This window comes from Microbispora oryzae, assembly GCF_017896165.1.
In the GTDB taxonomy this organism is placed as follows: domain Bacteria; phylum Actinomycetota; class Actinomycetes; order Streptosporangiales; family Streptosporangiaceae; genus Microbispora; species Microbispora oryzae.
The window spans coordinates 1-15,724 of the sequence record NZ_JAFCNB010000033.1; the positions used below are offsets into that span (position 1 = coordinate 1).

Consider the following 15,724-nt stretch of genomic DNA (forward strand, 5'->3'; position numbering starts at 1 on the left):
AGTGGGAGGACGCCGGCATGGACCGCCTCCACGGAGCCCCCGAGTCCCTCGCCTACATCCGCTCACTCAACGCCATCACCCCGCCCGCCGCGTCGTTCGACGCCGCCTTCTCCTCCGACTGATCACTGGAGTACACATGACCACGGGTGTATGGCTGGTCGGCGGCCGCGGTTCGGTCGCGGTCACCAGCCTCATCGGCGCCCTGGCGATGAGAGCCGGGCTCGCCGGCCCGACCGGCTGCGTCACCGAGCTGCCGGAATTCGCCGGGGCCGCGCTGCCCGCCCTCACCGACCTGGTGTTCGGCGGGCACGACGTCGCCTCGGTGCCACTGGTGAAGAAGGCCGAGTCTCTGGCCGACGCCGGCATCGTGCCGGCGTCACTGGTCAGGGCCCTGGACGAGGAACTGGCCCTCGCCGAGCACGAGCTGCGGCCCGTGCCGTCGGAGGGCGGCCAGGCGGAGGCGGCCGCCCAGATGGCGGCCGACCTCACCGCGTTCAGGGAGCGGCACGGACTGCGGCGGGTGGTGGTCGTCAACGTGGCGACCACCGAGCCGGTGGTCACGCCGAACCCGGCCCACGCCGACCTGGACGCGCTGGAGGCCGAGCTGTCCGGCGGCGGCGCCGTGCTGCCGCCGAGCTCGCTCGCCGCCTACGCCGCGTTCCAGGCGGGGTGTTCGTTCGTCGACTTCACCCCCTCGACGGGCGCCCGGCTGCCCGCGCTCGACCAGCTCGCCCTCCAGCGGGCCGTGCCGTACGCGGGGCATGACGGGAAGACGGGCGAGACGCTGGTGAAGTCGGTGCTCGCGCCCATGTTCGCCATGCGCAACCTGCGGGTGCGGACCTGGTCGGGGACGAACCTGCTGGGCGGCGGCGACGGCGCCAACCTCGCGGAGCCGGGCCCGAACGCGGCGAAGACGGCCAGCAAGCAGAAGGTGCTCCAGGAGACCCTGGGTTATCTGCCTCAGGGCACCACCCGCATCGACTACCTGGAGGACCTGGGCGACTTCAAGACGGCCTGGGACCTCGTGATGTTCGAGGGCTTCCTCGGACGGAGCATGCGGATGGAGTTCACCTGGCACGGCTGCGACTCCGCGCTGGCCGCGCCGCTGGTGCTGGACCTGGCGCGGCTGACCTCGGCGGCGCACGAGGCCGGCTACTCCGGTGCGCTGACCGAGCTGGCCTTCTTCTTCAAGGACCCGCTCGGCGCGGTGCCGCACGGCCTGGCCGACCAGTGGCGGATGCTGTGCGACTTCGCCGACGGCCTGCGGGACGCCCCCGGGAACGCCGGGGAGCCGAAGTGAGCACCGGAGCCGCCGGCTCCGCCCGCCGGTCGAGGAGGTTCTCCCTGCGGGACCTCGTCGACCTGGTGCGGGCGCCGGCGGCGCTGTCCGTTCCCGGGGACGTCGTGGCCGGCGCGGCCGCCGCCGGCGCGCTCGACCGCCGCACGGCCGGTCTCGCCAGCGCCTCCGTCTGCCTCTACTGGGGCGGCATGGCCGCCAACGACTGGGCCGACCGCCATATGGACATGGTCGAACGGCCCGAGCGGCCCATCCCCTCCGGGCGGATCTCGCCCGGAGGGGCGCTGGCCGTCGCCGCCGGGCTCACGGTCGCGGGCGTCGCCGCGGCCGCGCTGGCCGGCGGGCCGCGGGCGGGGGTGGTCGCGGGAGCGCTCGCGGCGACCGTCTGGGCCTACGACACCACCGCCAAGGACACCGTCGCCGGCCCCGCGGCGATGGCCCTGTGCCGGGTGCTCGACGTGCTGCTGGGCGCCGCCCCGAGCCGCCGCGCGGCCGGGGCGCTCCCCGCGGCCCTCGTGGTGGGCGCCCACACGTACCTCGTCACGGTGCTGTCCCGGCACGAGGTCTCCGGCACCGGTCCCGCGCTGCCCGCGGGGACGCTGACGGCGACGCTCGCGCTCGCCGCGAGCGTCTGCCGCCGGGAGGGCCGGATCCGCAACACGCTCGCCGGGTGGTACGCCGCGCGCTTCGCCCTCGCGCAGGCCCGCGCCGCCGCCGACCCCTCCGCCGAGAACATCCGGACCGCCGTCGGCACCGGCATCGTCACCCTTCCCGCGCTGCAGGGGGCGCTGACCGCGGCGGCCGGCGCGCCGGCCGCCGGTCTCGCCGTGGCGGCGGCCGCGCCGGTCGGCCGGATCCTGGCCAAGAAGGTCTCACCCACATGACCGAGGTGACCGGTCTCCGCTTCGGCTACGGGACCAACGGGTTCGCCAACCACCGCCTCAAGGACGCGCTCGAGGTCATCGCCGGCCTCGGGTACGAAGGGGTGGCCCTGACCCTCGACCAGGGCCACCTGGATCCGTACGCGCCGGGGGTGGCCGGGGAGGTCGCGGCGGCGGCGGACCTGCTGCGCGACCTCGGGCTGGGGGTGGTCATCGAGACGGGGGCCCGATACCTGCTCGACCCCCGGCACAAGCACGCGCCGACACTGCAGCACGACGAGCGGAAGGTGCGGATCGACTTCCTGCGGCGGGCCGTGGCCATCGGCGCCGACCTCGGCGCGGAAGCGGTGTCGTTCTGGGCCGGGGTGCGCCCGGAAGGGGTGCCCGAGGACACCGCCTGGGAGCGGCTCGCCGACGGGTGCGCGCTGGTGCTGGACGACGCCACGGTGCCGCTCGGCTTCGAGCCCGAGCCGGGGATGCTGGTCGAGACGATCGCCGACTGGCGGCGGCTGCGCGACGCGCTCGGCCGCCCGCCGGGCTTCGGGCTCACCCTCGACATCGGGCACTGCCGCTGCCTGGAGCCCGACCCCGTGCCCGACTGCGTCGCGTCCGCGGGCGAGCACCTGGTCAACGTGCAGATCGACGACATGCGCAGGGGCGTGCACGAACACCTCGAGTTCGGCACGGGTGAGATCGACTTCCCGCCGGTCCTGGCCGCGCTCGCCGCGTCCGGTTACCGGGGGCTGGTGGCGGTCGAACTCCCCCGGCACTCCCACGCCGCGCCGGACGTCGCCGCCCGCTCGATCGAATTCCTCCGCGCCGCCTGGCGGGAGGCCGCCTCGACACGCGCGACGCCCGCCGTGCACTGGACGGAACGGGCCGAGCCGGAGAGGAAAAGGTGATGGACGCCGATACTCTGCACACCGCACTCGCACAGGAATGGATCGCGACCGCGTCGGCCGACGTCGCGCGGCGGCCCGAGACGATCGGCCGGCACTTCGCCTCGGCCGGGCGGCGGGCCGGCCGGACGCCGCTCGCCGAGGTCCCCGGCTGGCGGACCGACGAGGCCGCCCGGGCGCTGCTGCTCGCGGCGCTGCCGCCCGAGGGGCGGGCCGAGCGGCTCGCCACCCTGTACGCCGAGGGCACCGCGGACGAGAAGCTGGCCGTGCTCAAGGCGCTGCCGCTGCTCCAGGCCGGCCCCGAGAGCGTCCCGCTCCTGCGGGACGCGATCCGCACCAACGATCCACGGCTGGTGCTCGCGGCGCTCGGGCCCTGTGCCCGGCACCTCGACCAGGCCGCGTGGCGGCACGCCGTGCTCAAGTGCGTGTTCATCGGGGCTCCGCTCGACGGCGTCCACGGCCTCCATGAGCGGGCCGACGCGGAGCTCACCACCATGCTCGCCGGGCTGGCCGAGGAGCGGACGGCCGCGGGACGGACCATGCCCGCCGACGCCCTCGCCCTGCTCGGCAGCCTCACCCAGCGCAAGGAGGCCTGATGCGCGTCTTCGACCCCCACATCCACATGACGTCGCGAACCACGGACGACTACCGGCGGATGGCCGCCGAAGGTGTCGTCGCCGTCGTGGAACCGGCTTTCTGGCTCGGCCAGCCGCGCACCAACCCCGGCTCATTCGCCGACTACTTCGACTCGCTGCTCGGGTGGGAGCCGTACCGGGCCAGTCTGTTCGGCATCCGCCACCACGCCACGATCGCGCTGAACCCGAAGGAGGCGGGCGACCCGCGCTGCCTCCCGGTGCTCGACCTGCTCCCCCGCTACCTGGAGAAGGACGGGGTCGTCGCGGTCGGGGAGATCGGATACGACTCGATGACGCCGGAGGAGGACGACGCCTTCGCCCGGCAGCTCGCCCTCGCCATCGAGCACGACCTGCCGGCCCTGGTGCACACTCCGCACCGGGACAAGGCCAGGGGCACCCGGCGGACGCTCGACGTCGTGGCCGAGTCGGGCATCGCCCCCGAGCGGGTCCTCGTCGACCACCTCAACGAGCTGACCGTGGAGCCCGTACGAGAGGCCGGGTGCTGGATGGGCTTCTCGATCTATCCCGAGACGAAGATGTCGCCGCCGCGGATGGTCGAGATCCTGCGCAAGCACGGGGTGGAGCGCATGCTCGTCAACTCCGCCGCCGACTGGGGGCACTCCGATCCCCTGCTCACCGTCGAGACGGCCCGGGCCATGCTCGACGCCGGGTTCACCGAGGACGACGTCGACCGGGTGATGTGGCGCAACCCCGTCGAGTTCTACAGCCAGTCGGGCCGGCTCGACCTGTCCGACATCGGCGCCGTCGAGCCGGCGTTCGAGGGCAGCTCGATCAAGCGCGGAGGCGCCTGATGCGGCTGCGCGACACCACCGGCCGCGTCCTGCACCTGAGCTACTGCACCAACGTCCATCCCGCCGAGGACCTCGGCGGGATCATCGGCCAGCTCGACGAGTTCGCCGTGCCGATCCGGGAGCGCCTGGACGCGCCCGTGCTCGGCCTCGGTCTCTGGCTGGCCGCGCCCGTGGCGGCCGGCCTGGCCGCCGACCCCGCCGGCCGCCTGCGGCTCCGCCGCGAGCTCGACGCGCGGGGCCTGGAGGTCGTGACGCTCAACGGCTTCCCCTACCGGTCCTTCCAGCGGCCGGTGGTCAAGCACGCCGTCTATCACCCCGACTGGACGACGCGGGAGCGGCTGACGTACACGCTCGACCTGGCCCGCGTCCTCGCGGACCTGCTCCCCGCCGACGCGGCGCGCGGCTCGATCTCCACCCTGCCGCTCGCCTGGCGCGAGCCGTGGGACGCGGCGACGGCGGATCGGGCCGCCCGACGGCTCGACGAGCTCGCCAAGGGACTGGCCGACGTCGAGGCGGCCACCGGGCGCGTCATCAGGGTCGCACTCGAACCCGAGCCCGGCTGCGTCGTGGAGACGGCCGCGCAGGCCGCCGCCCTGCTGTCCGGCGTCGATACCGACCGGCTCGGCGTCTGCCTCGACCTGGCCCATCTGGCCTGCTCGTGGGAGAGCCCGGCCGACGCGCTGCGCACGCTGGGCGACTCGGGCCTGCCGATCGTGAAGGTGCAGCTGTCCGCCGCCCTGGAGACCGCCGAACCCGGGGCGCTGCGCGGGTACGCCGAGCCCCGTTTCCTGCACCAGACCCGCAACCCGGACGGCGGGAGCGCCGACGACCTGGACGAGGCGTTCGCCACCGGCCTGACCGGGCCGTGGCGGGTGCACTACCACGTCCCCCTGCACATGCGGCCCGAGCCGCCGCTCGTCCCGACGACCCCGGTGCTGCGCGAGACGCTCGCCCTCCTCGTCGGGGACGGCACCTGCGACCACTACGACGTGGAGACCTACACGTGGGGGGTGCTGCCCCCCGAGCACCGGCCGCGCACCTCCGCCGACCTGGCGGCGGGCATAGCGGCGGAGCTGGCCTTCGCCCGCGACGAACTACACCACCTGGGAGTGACGCCGTGACCTCGCATCTCGTCCTCGACGTGGTCGGGCTGACCCCCCGGCTGCTGCGGCACATGCCCCGCCTCCGGGCCCTCGCCGACCTCGGTTTCCAGGCCGAGCTCGGCACCGTGCTGCCCGCCGTGACCTGCTCGGTCCAGTCGACGTTCCTGACCGGGCTGCCCCCCTCCGGCCACGGCATCGTGGGCAACGGCTGGTACTTCCGCGACCTCGGCGAGATCTTCCTGTGGCGGCAGCACAACGCCCTGGTCGGCGGGGAGAAGGTGTGGCAGACCGCCCGCAGGGAGAAGCCGGGCTTCACGGTGGCCAACGTCTGCTGGTGGTACGCCATGGGCGCCGACGTCGACTGGACCATCACCCCGCGGCCCATCTACCACGCCGACGGCCGCAAGGACCCGGACTGCTACACCTACCCGCCGGAACTGCACGACGAGTTCCCCACGTTCCCGCTGTTCACGTACTGGGGGCCGGGCGCGGGCATCGCCTCCTCCGCGTGGATCGCCGCCGCCACCCGGCGCATCATGGAGACCCGCGACCCGGATCTGACCCTGGCCTATGTGCCGCACCTCGACTACGACCTCCAGCGGTACGGCGCCTCGGACCCGCGTTCCGCCGCCGCCGCGGCCAAGCTCGACCGGGTGCTGACCCCGCTGCTCGACAGCGCCCTCGACCGGGGGGCGAAGGTCACCGTCCTGTCGGAGTACGGCATCACCGACGTGTCCCGCCCGGTCGACGTGAACCGGCTGCTGCGCGCCGAGGGCCTGCTGGAGGTCTACACCCAGGCCGGCATGGAGTATCTCGACCCGTGGACGTCCCGCGCGTTCGCGGTGGCCGACCACCAGGTGGCCCACGTCTACGTGCGCGACCCGGCCGACGTGCCGGCCGTGGCGAAGCTCTGCGCCGCGCTGCCCGGCGTGGCCGAGGTCCTCGGCGAGGAGGGCAAGGCCGCCCACGGCCTGGACCACTCCCGGGCCGGGGAGCTGGTGCTGCTGGCCGAGCCCGACTCGTGGTTCACCTATTACTACTGGCTCGACGACGCCAGGGCGCCCGACTTCGCGCGCCTGGTGGAGATCCACCGCAAGCCCGGCTACGACCCGGCCGAGCTCTTCTTCGACCCGGCCGATCCCGGGCGGGCCAAGCGGCGGGCGGCCCTCGCCCTGGTGCGGAAGAAGGCCGGCATGCGCTACCTCATGGACGTCGTCGGGCTCGACGCGGGCGCCCGGGCGGTGCGCGGCTCTCACGGCCTGCTCCCCCGCGACCCCGAGGACGCGCCGGTGCTGCTGTGCTCCGACCGGTCCGCAGCCCGCGACCGGATCGCGGCGACCGAGGTCAAGGATCATCTGCTGGGCCGTACGCCGTGACGCCTCCGGCCGGGCGCCGCCTCCGCGTGGCGCCCGGCCGGTGACGCGCCGCCGCTCACGCGGCGCCTCGCCCCGGGGGGTGCAGCACGCCCGCCGTGCCCGCCGCGCCCATCACGATCCCGAGGACCAGCTCGGCGCCCACCACCCACGCGCCGTCCCGCGCCCCGCTCCCGCCTGATCCGTTTCCCGCGGGACAGATCCGGCCCTTTGCCGCCTGCCACTGCCGTTCCCACTCACGCCGATCACCGCCACACGCGGTCACGAAGGCCAGGGTCACCTCCAGGGACGGCAGTTCATGGCCGCGCGCCGCGTTCGACAGGGCCGAGACCGAATAGTTCGCGCGGCGGGCCAGTTCCCGGTAAACGGGGCTGCCGGCGTCCCTGCGCAGCGCGCGCAGTCGCAGGGCGAACTCGGCGACCGGCCCCGACTCGTCGTCCAAGGTCCGTTCCGGACGTCCCACGTCTCCTCCACGGTTCGTCCTCCATTGGCGAGGCCGGTTTCCGGCGCGCGTCAGCCGCGCGGGGCCGCCGGCGGCGGACACGCCCGCCGTCCCGTTCGCGGGCACCTCCCCGTACGTCTCTTGATTGTCAGCGGGGCACGTGGAGCCGACATGGAGTAAACATGGAATGTCACACCATGTCCGTTGATCGCGCTCAGGAAGCCGCGGTGGAAGACTCGTATGATGACGCCGGTCCATCACGCACGTCGGCTCGGTTCGACGTCCTGGGGCCCGTAGAGGTCTGGCATGACGGCCGCCCCGTCGACATCGGCCACGCCCGGCAGCGGATCGTTCTGGCGCTCCTCCTCTCGGAGCCGGGCGTCGTCCACCCGACCGATCAGCTCGTCGACCTCGTGTGGAACGGCTCACCACCGCCGACGGCCCACAACGTGCTGTACGGATACGTCGGCCGCCTGCGACGCCGTCTCGCGGACCTCCCCGGCACGGCCCTCACGCGAGGGCGGGGCGGCTACGTTCTGCACGTCCCACGCGACCTCGTCGATCTGCACCGGTTCAGGCGCATGGTCTCCGACAGCCGGCGGACCGCCGATGACGGCGACGCCGCGGCAATACTCCGCGACGCGCTGCGGCTCTGGCGCGGCACGCCGTTCGCCGGGCTCGACTGCGTGCGGCTGACGGCGCTGGCGGCCGCCGTGGAACGCGACCGCCTCGCGGCCCTGCGCCGCTACCACGACCTCGAGCTGCGGCTCGGCCGGCATCTCGACCTGGTCCCCGAGCTGGAGCTGCTGGCGGACGAACATCGGACGGATGAGATCACCGCGCGGCACCTGTTGATCGCGCTGGCCCGCTCGGGACGACGCGCGGACGCCCTCGACCGCTACACCCGCACCCGCGAGGCCCTGGCCGAGCAGCTCGGCATCGGTCCCGGCGGCGAGCTGGAGGAGACCTACCTGGCGATTCTGCGGGACGAGCCCTCGGCCGGGCGGCCGTCCGCCACGACCGCCACCGGCTCGGCCCCTCCACCGCCACCCGCGCAACTGCCGGCGAACCCCCGCTACTTCGTCGGCCGCGAGGACGAGCTACGGGCGCTCGCCGGATTCACCACGGGCGGTGAGACGGCGGCGCGCATCGTGGTCATCGACGGGCTGCCGGGGGTCGGGAAGACCGCGCTGGCCCTGCACTGGGCGCACCGCATCGCCGGCGACTACCCCGACGGGCAGCTCTACCTCGATCTGCGCGGCTACGACGAGGAACAGCCGCCACTGCGCCCGGCCGACGCCCTGGCCACCCTGCTGCGGTCACTCCACGTCCCCCCTCAGCAGCTGCCCACCGAGCCGGGCGAGCTGGCCGCGCTCTTCCGATCCCTGACCAGCGGACGGCGCGTGCTGCTGGTGCTGGACAACGCGGCCGGCGCGGGACAGGTGCGCCCGCTGCTACCCGGCAGCGACACCTGCCTGGTCGTGGTGACCAGCCGGACGCGGCTCATCGGCCTGGCCGCCCAGGACGCCGCCGCCGTGCTCTCGGCGCGGCCCCTCACCTCGGCCGGGAGCACCGCCCTGTTGCGGGCCGTACTCGGCGGCGAACGACTGGAGCGAGAGCCTCAGGCGGCCCGGTCTCTGGTCGAGCTGTGCGCCGGCCTTCCGCTCGCGCTACGGATCGTGGCCGCCAACATCTCGGTCACCGCCGGGCGCGACCTGGCGGGCGCCGTCGCGGAACTCGGCACGGCCGACCGGATCACCGCGTTCGCCACCGACGACGAGTCGCCCGCCATCCAGCGCGCGTTCGACATGTCGTACCGGGTCCTCGACGACGCCGCCCGCGGGCTCTTCCGGGCGCTGGGCCTGCTGGTCGGCCGGGACTTCACCGCGCGGCACGCCGCCGTGCTGATGGACCTGCCCGAGGACCGGACGCGGGAGTCGCTGTGCCGGCTGCAGGCCGCGAGCATGGTCGAGCAGCACACGGAGGGCCGCTACCGGCTCCACGACCTGCTGCGGCTCTTCGCGCTCCAGCGGCTGCGCGCCGAGGAGCCGCCGGCACGCGCCGCCGCGGCCCGTGACCGCTTGCTGAACTGGTATCTCGACACCAGCCGCGCCGCGGCGTCGGCGCTGCGCCGCAGAGACGCGGCTCCCCGCGAGGCGGAGGATGCCGCGCCTGCCGTGACTGCCGGGAATTCCAGGGATGCGGGGAACGCCGCGAATGCGGCCGCGGCGCGGGAGGAAGCGCGATCGGCCGCGTCCGACGCGCTCCTGTGGTTCGAGCTCGAACGCGCCAACCTGCTCTCGACGGTCCACGACTGCGCGACGCACGGGCCCTACGAGACCGCCTGGCGCATCACGAGCGCCATGCGCGGCTATTTCCGCGTCCGGCCGTACGGCCGCGACTGGCTCGCCGCGGCGGAGGCCGGCCTGACCGCGGCCGAGCGGGACGGCGATCACATGGCGCTGGCGTCCATGCACCTCAGCATGGCGGACGCGCGGCAGCACGCCGGCCACGACGACGCGGCGCTGCACCACGACGCGCAGGCCCTCCGGCTGGGCAAGCTGATCGGCTGGCGGGAGGGACAGGCGGCGGCGCTGGGCGGTCTCGGCCGGACATGCTGGGTGCTCGGCCGTCTCGACGAGGCTCTCACCCACCTCGGCGACGCACTCACCATCTACCACGACCTGGCCGACCCGGTCGGCGAGGCGGTGACCCTCGGCAGTCTCGGCCGAACCCACCACGACCGCGGCGACCTGGGCCAGGCGATCGAGCGGTACCGGCGCGCGCTCGACCTCAGCACACGGCACGGGTCCCCCATCGGCGAGGCGCTGGTCTCCTTCTATCTGGGCGTCGCCCACCTCGATCTCGCCGAACTGCCGGAGGCGGAGCGGGAGTTCGTCCACTCGCTCACGGTCGCGCGGGCCAACCGGCTCGACCATGTGACCATGCTGGCCTCGGCCTATCTCGCGGCCGTCCACGCGCGGCTGGGCCGGCCGTCCACCGCGATGATCTGGCTGGACCGCGCGTCCGCGGGACTCCGCGAGGTCGCCGATCGGCGCATCGAGTCGGAGTGCCGCAACGCGATCGGGCTGGCCGCCCACCACTGCGACGACCACGAGCCGGCGCTCCTCCATTACGAAGCCGCCCTGGTGGCCGCGGAGCAGGTGGGTTACCAGCGGGGCCGCGTCCACGCCCTGCTCGGCCTCGGGTTCACCCACCTGGCAGCGGGCCGCTCCGCCATGGCGCTGCCGCCCCTCACCCGGGCTCGCCGGATCGCCGCGGAGAGCGGCTACCGCATATGCGCGCGGACCGCCGAGGACGCGCTCGCGCGGGCCGGGCGGCCCCGGCGCTGATGCGCCGGGGCCGCGGGTACGCCGCGACGGATGGCCGGCCCTGTCCGGGTCACACAGCGGTGATCGTGAACAGGTTGTTCGCGTTGGTGTTGGGCGTCCACATGCCCATGGTGGAGCCGGCGGTGGTGGTGCCCATGCCGTCGAGGGCGGTGCCGGTGCCGCGGTTGATGATCTGGTAGCGGCCGTTGCCGGTGTCGTTGAGGCGCCACTGCTGGTTGTTGCCGCCGTTCCAGGCCGACTGGCGGCAGACGGCGCCGTTGGCGGTGTTGCCCCAGCTGTCGGCGACCATGCCGTTGGTCCGGTTGACGATGCGGTACCAGCCGCCGCCCAGGTCGACGAGCTGCCACTGCAGGTTGTTGCTGCCGTCCCAGTTCCACTGCTTGAGGTTCGACCCGGAGGCGACGTTGCCGCCGCTGTCCAGGACCAGCCCGGTGGCGACATTGGAGATCCGCGCCCAGCCGGTCGGGATACCGCCACCACCCTGGTTGGTGGCGTTCCAGTAGACGGTGTAGTTGAATCCCTGCGCGTCGTGGAAGGGGCCGAGGGTGACGGTGGATCCGCCGGCGGTGGCGGTGAAGGCGAGCGCCGTGGTGCTGGTCCTGGTGATGGACGCGGTGTTCAGGGTGGGCAGCGCCGACAGGGTGGTGGTGCCGTAGTTGCCGGACAGGACGACCGGCCCGTAGGTGACGGCCTGAACGCCGGCGTTGTCGTTGGCGGCCTTCATGACCACGCTCATGGGCAGGCGGACCGTGACGGTGTCACCGGAGGTCCAGGTCCGGGTGAGGGTGGCGTACGTGCCGGGCGTCGTGGTCAGGTTCTGCTGGGTGCCGTTGACGCTGATGGTGGCGCCGGAGCTCCAGGCGGGAATGCGGATCCGCATCGACCACGAGCCGCCGGCGTCGCCGGTGACCTGGAGGGTGGTGGTGTCGCTCACGGGATAGGACGTCGTCTGGCTGACCGTGATGCCGCGCTGCGTCCAGTTCAGGACCGAGGGGGCGAACAGGTTCACCGTCAGCGTCGTGCCGTTGTAGAAGTAGATGGAGTCCATCAGGCCCGTGTTGACCTCGACCCCCGTGCCCTGGCAGCACCAGAACGAGTTGTAGTCGGTGCTCCACGTGCCGCCGCCCCACGCCGGCCCCACCCCGCGCCTGCCGCCCGGCTTGAGCGGCGTGAAGTACGTGATGTGCCCGTGGCTGTCGGCGGGGTTCTGCGCGCCGATGACGTGGTTGAACAGCGCCCGCTCGTAGAAGTCGAAGTACTCCGCGCGGTTCGGGTCGAGCAGCCACAGCTCCCGGGTCAGCTTGAGCATGTTGTAGGTGTTGCAGTGCTCGCATGTGTCGTTGGTGAGATACCCCGCGATCGCGTTGGGGGCCCGGAAGTGCTCGGCCTGGCTGTTGCCGCCGATCGCGTAGGTGTGCGCGCCGACGGTGAAGTTCCAGGCGTTGACGGCGATGTCCCGGTAGCGGGTCGTCCCGGTGGCCTTGTACTCCCGCGCGGCCCCGATCCACTTGGGCACCTGGGTGTTGGCGTGCAGGCCGTTGAGCTGGTCCTGGCCTGCGGCGAGGGGGTTGAACACGGCGGCGTGGTCGAACCGCTGGGCAACCGTGAGCCAGCGCCCGTCGCCGGTCTGCTGGTAGATGTCGGTCAGCACCGCGTTCATCCCGCCGAACTCGGTGCCCAGCATGTTCTGCATCTGACTGGAGCTGAGCCGGCCCGTCCGCTGGTCGACCCATCCTGCGAACGCCAGGAGCACGTCGCGGGCCTGGGTGTTGCCGATGAGGCGCCACACGTCGAGCAGGCCGGCGAGGGTCTTGTGGACGCAGTAGTACGGCACGTTGCCGTTGCTCAGCGTCCGGGCTTCGAGTGCCGTGAAGTCCGACTCGGGGAAGCCCGACAGGTAGCCCGCGCCGAACCCGGCGGCGCCGTTGTTCGCCTGGCACTTGGCCAGCTCGGCGACCATGTAGTTGGCCTTGTCCCGGCACGTGGTGTCGCCGAGCACGGCATAGGCCTGGGCCCACGCGGTGAGGAAATGCCCCTGTACGTGGGTGCGGAACGGGAACGAGGGAGCGTCCCATCCGCCGTTCGCGGCGGCCCCGTTGGTCGACAGCCTGTGGTTGGCCCGGAAGTTGTACAGCAGCCGGTCGACGTCGACGAACTTCAGGTACGACAGGGTGCGGTTCTGGTTGTCCATCCACCGGCCGTTGGTGAGCCGCACCTGGCCGAGGTCGAACGCGTAGGCGGACACGCCGATGTCGGCCCGGGCCGGGGCGACCGCGGCCTCGGCGGCCCGCGCGCCGGCGACCTGGCCGGCGGCCGAGGCCGCGACCGCGACCCCCGCGGCCTGGAACAGCTGACGGCGGTTGAGAGATGAGGACGACACGAAACCTCCTGGGAATTCCGGGAACCCAATGTGAGCGCTAACAATCGCAGTCGTGAAAACACGACGGAACACACGCGGAATCGACGGCGAAGCACTCGCCGGATCGAGCCGGACATCGCGGCTTCCGCCGCTCACCACCAGTACCGGCAGGAGAAGGCCGCTCGGGGAGTCAGTCTGAGAAACACCACGATCATTGTCAAGAGTGTTCCGCGGCCCTTGTGCCTGCCGATTCATGCGATCCCCGGGCCGCTCACCGAATCACTCGTCGAATCGCTCACCGGCGACGAACGGCCTTGAATGAAACTTTCATCGGCACGCACGCCCGAAAGGCGCGGCCCCGCGCCTGGTGGGGACGTATGGACCGGCCTCGGGACCGCGGACCGCGTCGGCGCCGGCACTTGACGGGACCCGCTCCGTCGCATTTGCTCCGCCGTACCACCACCAACGTCCAAAACGGAGAGGAGCCCCGTCGACGACGTAAATGTTAGCGCTATCAGAACGAGTCAGGCGTGGTCGGGAACTCGGTGTTCCGCTTCGGTTCGGTTCGTGGGTGAGGAGTGAGATGGGTAGGTTCGTTCGGTGGGTGGTGGCGGTTGTGGTGGCCGTCGCGGGGTGTGTGGTGGTGGTCGGGGGGGTTTCTGCGCCGGCGGTGGCGTTGGACAACGGGCTGGCGCGTACGCCTCAGATGGGGTGGAACGACTGGAACAGCTTCTTCTGTAATGTCAACGAGTCGTTGATCCGTCAGACGGCGGATGTGATGGTGTCCAGTGGGATGGCGGCGGCGGGGTATCGGTACGTCAACATCGATGACTGCTGGTCGACCAAGAGCCGGAACGCGGCGGGGGATCTGGTGGCCGATCCGGCCAAGTTCCCGAGCGGGATGAGGGCGCTGGCCGATTACGTGCATGGTAAGGGTCTGAAGCTGGGGATCTATTCGTCGGCGGGGACGACGACGTGTGCGGGGTATCCGGCGAGTTTGGGGTATGAGGCGCGGGACGCGGCGTTGTGGGCGTCGTGGGGGATCGATTATCTGAAGTACGACAACTGCGGGGATCATCAGGGCAAGAGCGGGGTGCAGCGGTATACCGCGATGCGGGACGCGCTGGCGGCGACGGGGCGGCCGATGCTGTTCAGTTTGTGTAACTGGGGGCAGGAGTCGGTGTGGACGTGGGGGATGGGAGTGGGGAACTCCTGGCGGACCACGGGTGATATCGGGGGGAATTTCGGGTCGGTGACGAGCATCATCGATCAGCAGGTGGGGTTGGACGCGTATTCGGGGCCGGGTGGGTGGAACGACCCGGACATGCTGGAGGTCGGTAACGGGTTGACCGGTGCGGAGGGGCGGGCGCATTTCAGTATGTGGGCGTTGCTGAACGCGCCGTTGATCGCGGGTAACGACATCCGGACGATGAGTGCCGAGACGCGGGAGACGCTGACGAACACCGAGGTGATCGCGGTGGATCAGGACTGGGGCGGCCGTCAGGGCACGAAGATCAGTGATAACGGGAATCTGGAGGTGTGGCGGAAGCCGATGTCGGACGGGTCGGTCGCGGTGGTGCTGTTGAACCGGGGGACGAGCACGGCGACGATCTCGACGTCGGCTTCGGCGCTGGGGCTGGGTGCGGCTTCGTCGTATTCGGTGCGGGATCTGTGGGCGCACACCAACGCCACCACGTCGGGGTCGGTGAGTGCGTCGGTGGCCGGTCACGCCGCGGCGATGTTCCTGGTCCGCGGTGCTGGGCTGGTCTCCCCCTCCGCCACACCATCCGCGACACCGTCCGCGTCGCCGACCGGCGGGTCGGGGTCGGGCGCGGTCAAGGCGGTCGCCTCCGGGAGGTGCCTGGACGTGTCCGGCGCTTCGCAGTCCAACGGCGCGCAGGCGCAGATCTGGGACTGCAACGGCCAGTCCAACCAGCAGTGGACCTCCACCAGTGCCAGTGAGCTGCGGGTGTATGGCAACAAGTGCTTGGATGTCTACAACCAGGGCACCGCGGACGGCACGAACGTGATCATCTGGGACTGCAACGGGCAGAACAACCAGAAGTGGCGGTTCAACTCCGACGGCACCATCACCGCGGTCGGCGCGAACAAGTGCCTCGACGTGCCCAACAACGCCACCGCCAACGGCACCAAACTCGTCATCTGGGACTGCAACGGCGGCGCCAACCAGCGCTGGACCCGCACCTGACCCAACCGGCCCGGCCGACGACAACCGAATATCGACGCTCCATCGCGGGGGCCGCATGCGGCCCCCGCGATGGTCGTTCAGGGCACGCGACGGCGCCGCGCGACAGAGGTGAAAATTTCAGCTCCACGACCGAATCGATCGGTCGCCCGATCGCGCGAAGCCAGAGGTCGGAGGTATGGACCGGGTCACGACGCGGACGGCACGCGAGGGCGCCGCGTTGACGCGTTCCCTTCTCATCGGGTTTGCTCCGCCGGAAGGACCTCCCACCCCGTTCGGACTCCGGCGCTCAGCCGGAACCCGCCGGCGAATGTTACCGATACCAGAACGGCGTGGCAGCGCTTCCGGCGTCTCCGGTCCCTGG

11 protein-coding genes and 1 pseudogene are annotated in these 15,724 nt (G+C 72.1%); 10 read left to right on the plus strand and 2 right to left on the minus strand.

Features of this window, described 5'->3' with window-relative positions; all coding sequences use genetic code 11:
* The 8 genes and pseudogenes from JOL79_RS32080 to JOL79_RS32115 all read left to right on the plus strand — a co-directional run.
* Positions 1-122 (plus strand): annotated as a pseudogene (locus JOL79_RS32080) (sugar phosphate isomerase/epimerase); the annotation flags it as partial.
* A 14-nt stretch (positions 123-136) separates the two neighbouring features.
* Entirely contained in the window at positions 137-1,300 is a 1,164-nt protein-coding gene (locus JOL79_RS32085) for an inositol-3-phosphate synthase (protein ID WP_210159695.1), read from the plus strand.
* Positions 1,297-2,181, plus strand: coding sequence for an SCO3242 family prenyltransferase (locus JOL79_RS32090; protein ID WP_307848843.1), 885 nt, complete (start codon positions 1,297-1,299; stop codon positions 2,179-2,181). The genes JOL79_RS32085 and JOL79_RS32090 overlap by 4 nt, the downstream gene beginning before the upstream one ends.
* Entirely contained in the window at positions 2,178-3,080 is a 903-nt protein-coding gene (locus JOL79_RS32095; RefSeq protein ID WP_210159696.1) for a sugar phosphate isomerase/epimerase family protein, read from the plus strand. Before JOL79_RS32090 ends, JOL79_RS32095 begins: the two co-directional genes overlap by 4 nt.
* On the plus strand, positions 3,080-3,673 hold the full coding sequence (locus tag JOL79_RS32100) for an EboA domain-containing protein (RefSeq protein ID WP_210159697.1): 594 nt from the start codon (positions 3,080-3,082) through the stop codon (positions 3,671-3,673). The genes JOL79_RS32095 and JOL79_RS32100 overlap by 1 nt, the downstream gene beginning before the upstream one ends.
* Positions 3,673-4,524 carry a TatD family hydrolase gene (locus JOL79_RS32105; RefSeq protein WP_210159698.1) on the plus strand — a complete coding sequence of 284 codons (852 nt, stop codon included), beginning with the start codon at positions 3,673-3,675 and terminating at the stop codon, positions 4,522-4,524. Before JOL79_RS32100 ends, JOL79_RS32105 begins: the two co-directional genes overlap by 1 nt.
* On the plus strand, positions 4,524-5,645 hold the full coding sequence (eboE, locus tag JOL79_RS32110) for a metabolite traffic protein EboE (protein ID WP_210159699.1): 1,122 nt from the start codon (positions 4,524-4,526) through the stop codon (positions 5,643-5,645). The genes JOL79_RS32105 and eboE overlap by 1 nt, the downstream gene beginning before the upstream one ends.
* Entirely contained in the window at positions 5,642-7,003 is a 1,362-nt protein-coding gene (locus JOL79_RS32115) for an alkaline phosphatase family protein (RefSeq protein WP_210159700.1), read from the plus strand. The genes eboE and JOL79_RS32115 overlap by 4 nt, the downstream gene beginning before the upstream one ends.
* A 55-nt stretch (positions 7,004-7,058) precedes the next feature.
* On the opposite strand, the gene JOL79_RS32120 is transcribed toward JOL79_RS32115, so the two are convergent.
* Positions 7,059-7,463, minus strand: a complete 405-nt coding sequence (locus JOL79_RS32120; RefSeq protein WP_210159701.1) for a helix-turn-helix domain-containing protein — start codon at positions 7,461-7,463, stop codon at positions 7,059-7,061.
* A gap of 206 nt (positions 7,464-7,669) precedes the next feature.
* Between JOL79_RS32120 and JOL79_RS32125 the strand changes: the two genes are divergently transcribed.
* On the plus strand, positions 7,670-10,795 hold the full coding sequence (locus tag JOL79_RS32125) for an AfsR/SARP family transcriptional regulator (RefSeq protein ID WP_210159702.1): 3,126 nt from the start codon (positions 7,670-7,672) through the stop codon (positions 10,793-10,795).
* A gap of 49 nt (positions 10,796-10,844) precedes the next feature.
* Here the strand turns inward: JOL79_RS32125 and JOL79_RS34715 are convergent, their stop codons facing one another.
* Positions 10,845-13,175: a beta-L-arabinofuranosidase domain-containing protein gene (locus tag JOL79_RS34715; protein ID WP_307848844.1), complete on the minus strand. Its 2,331-nt coding sequence runs from the start codon at positions 13,173-13,175 to the stop codon at positions 10,845-10,847.
* A gap of 562 nt (positions 13,176-13,737) precedes the next feature.
* Here JOL79_RS34715 and JOL79_RS32135 point away from each other — a divergent pair.
* Complete coding sequence (locus JOL79_RS32135) at positions 13,738-15,363, plus strand: lectin (RefSeq protein WP_210159703.1); 1,626 nt, start codon at positions 13,738-13,740, stop codon at positions 15,361-15,363.
* The last annotated feature ends 361 nt before the right edge of the window (positions 15,364-15,724 follow it).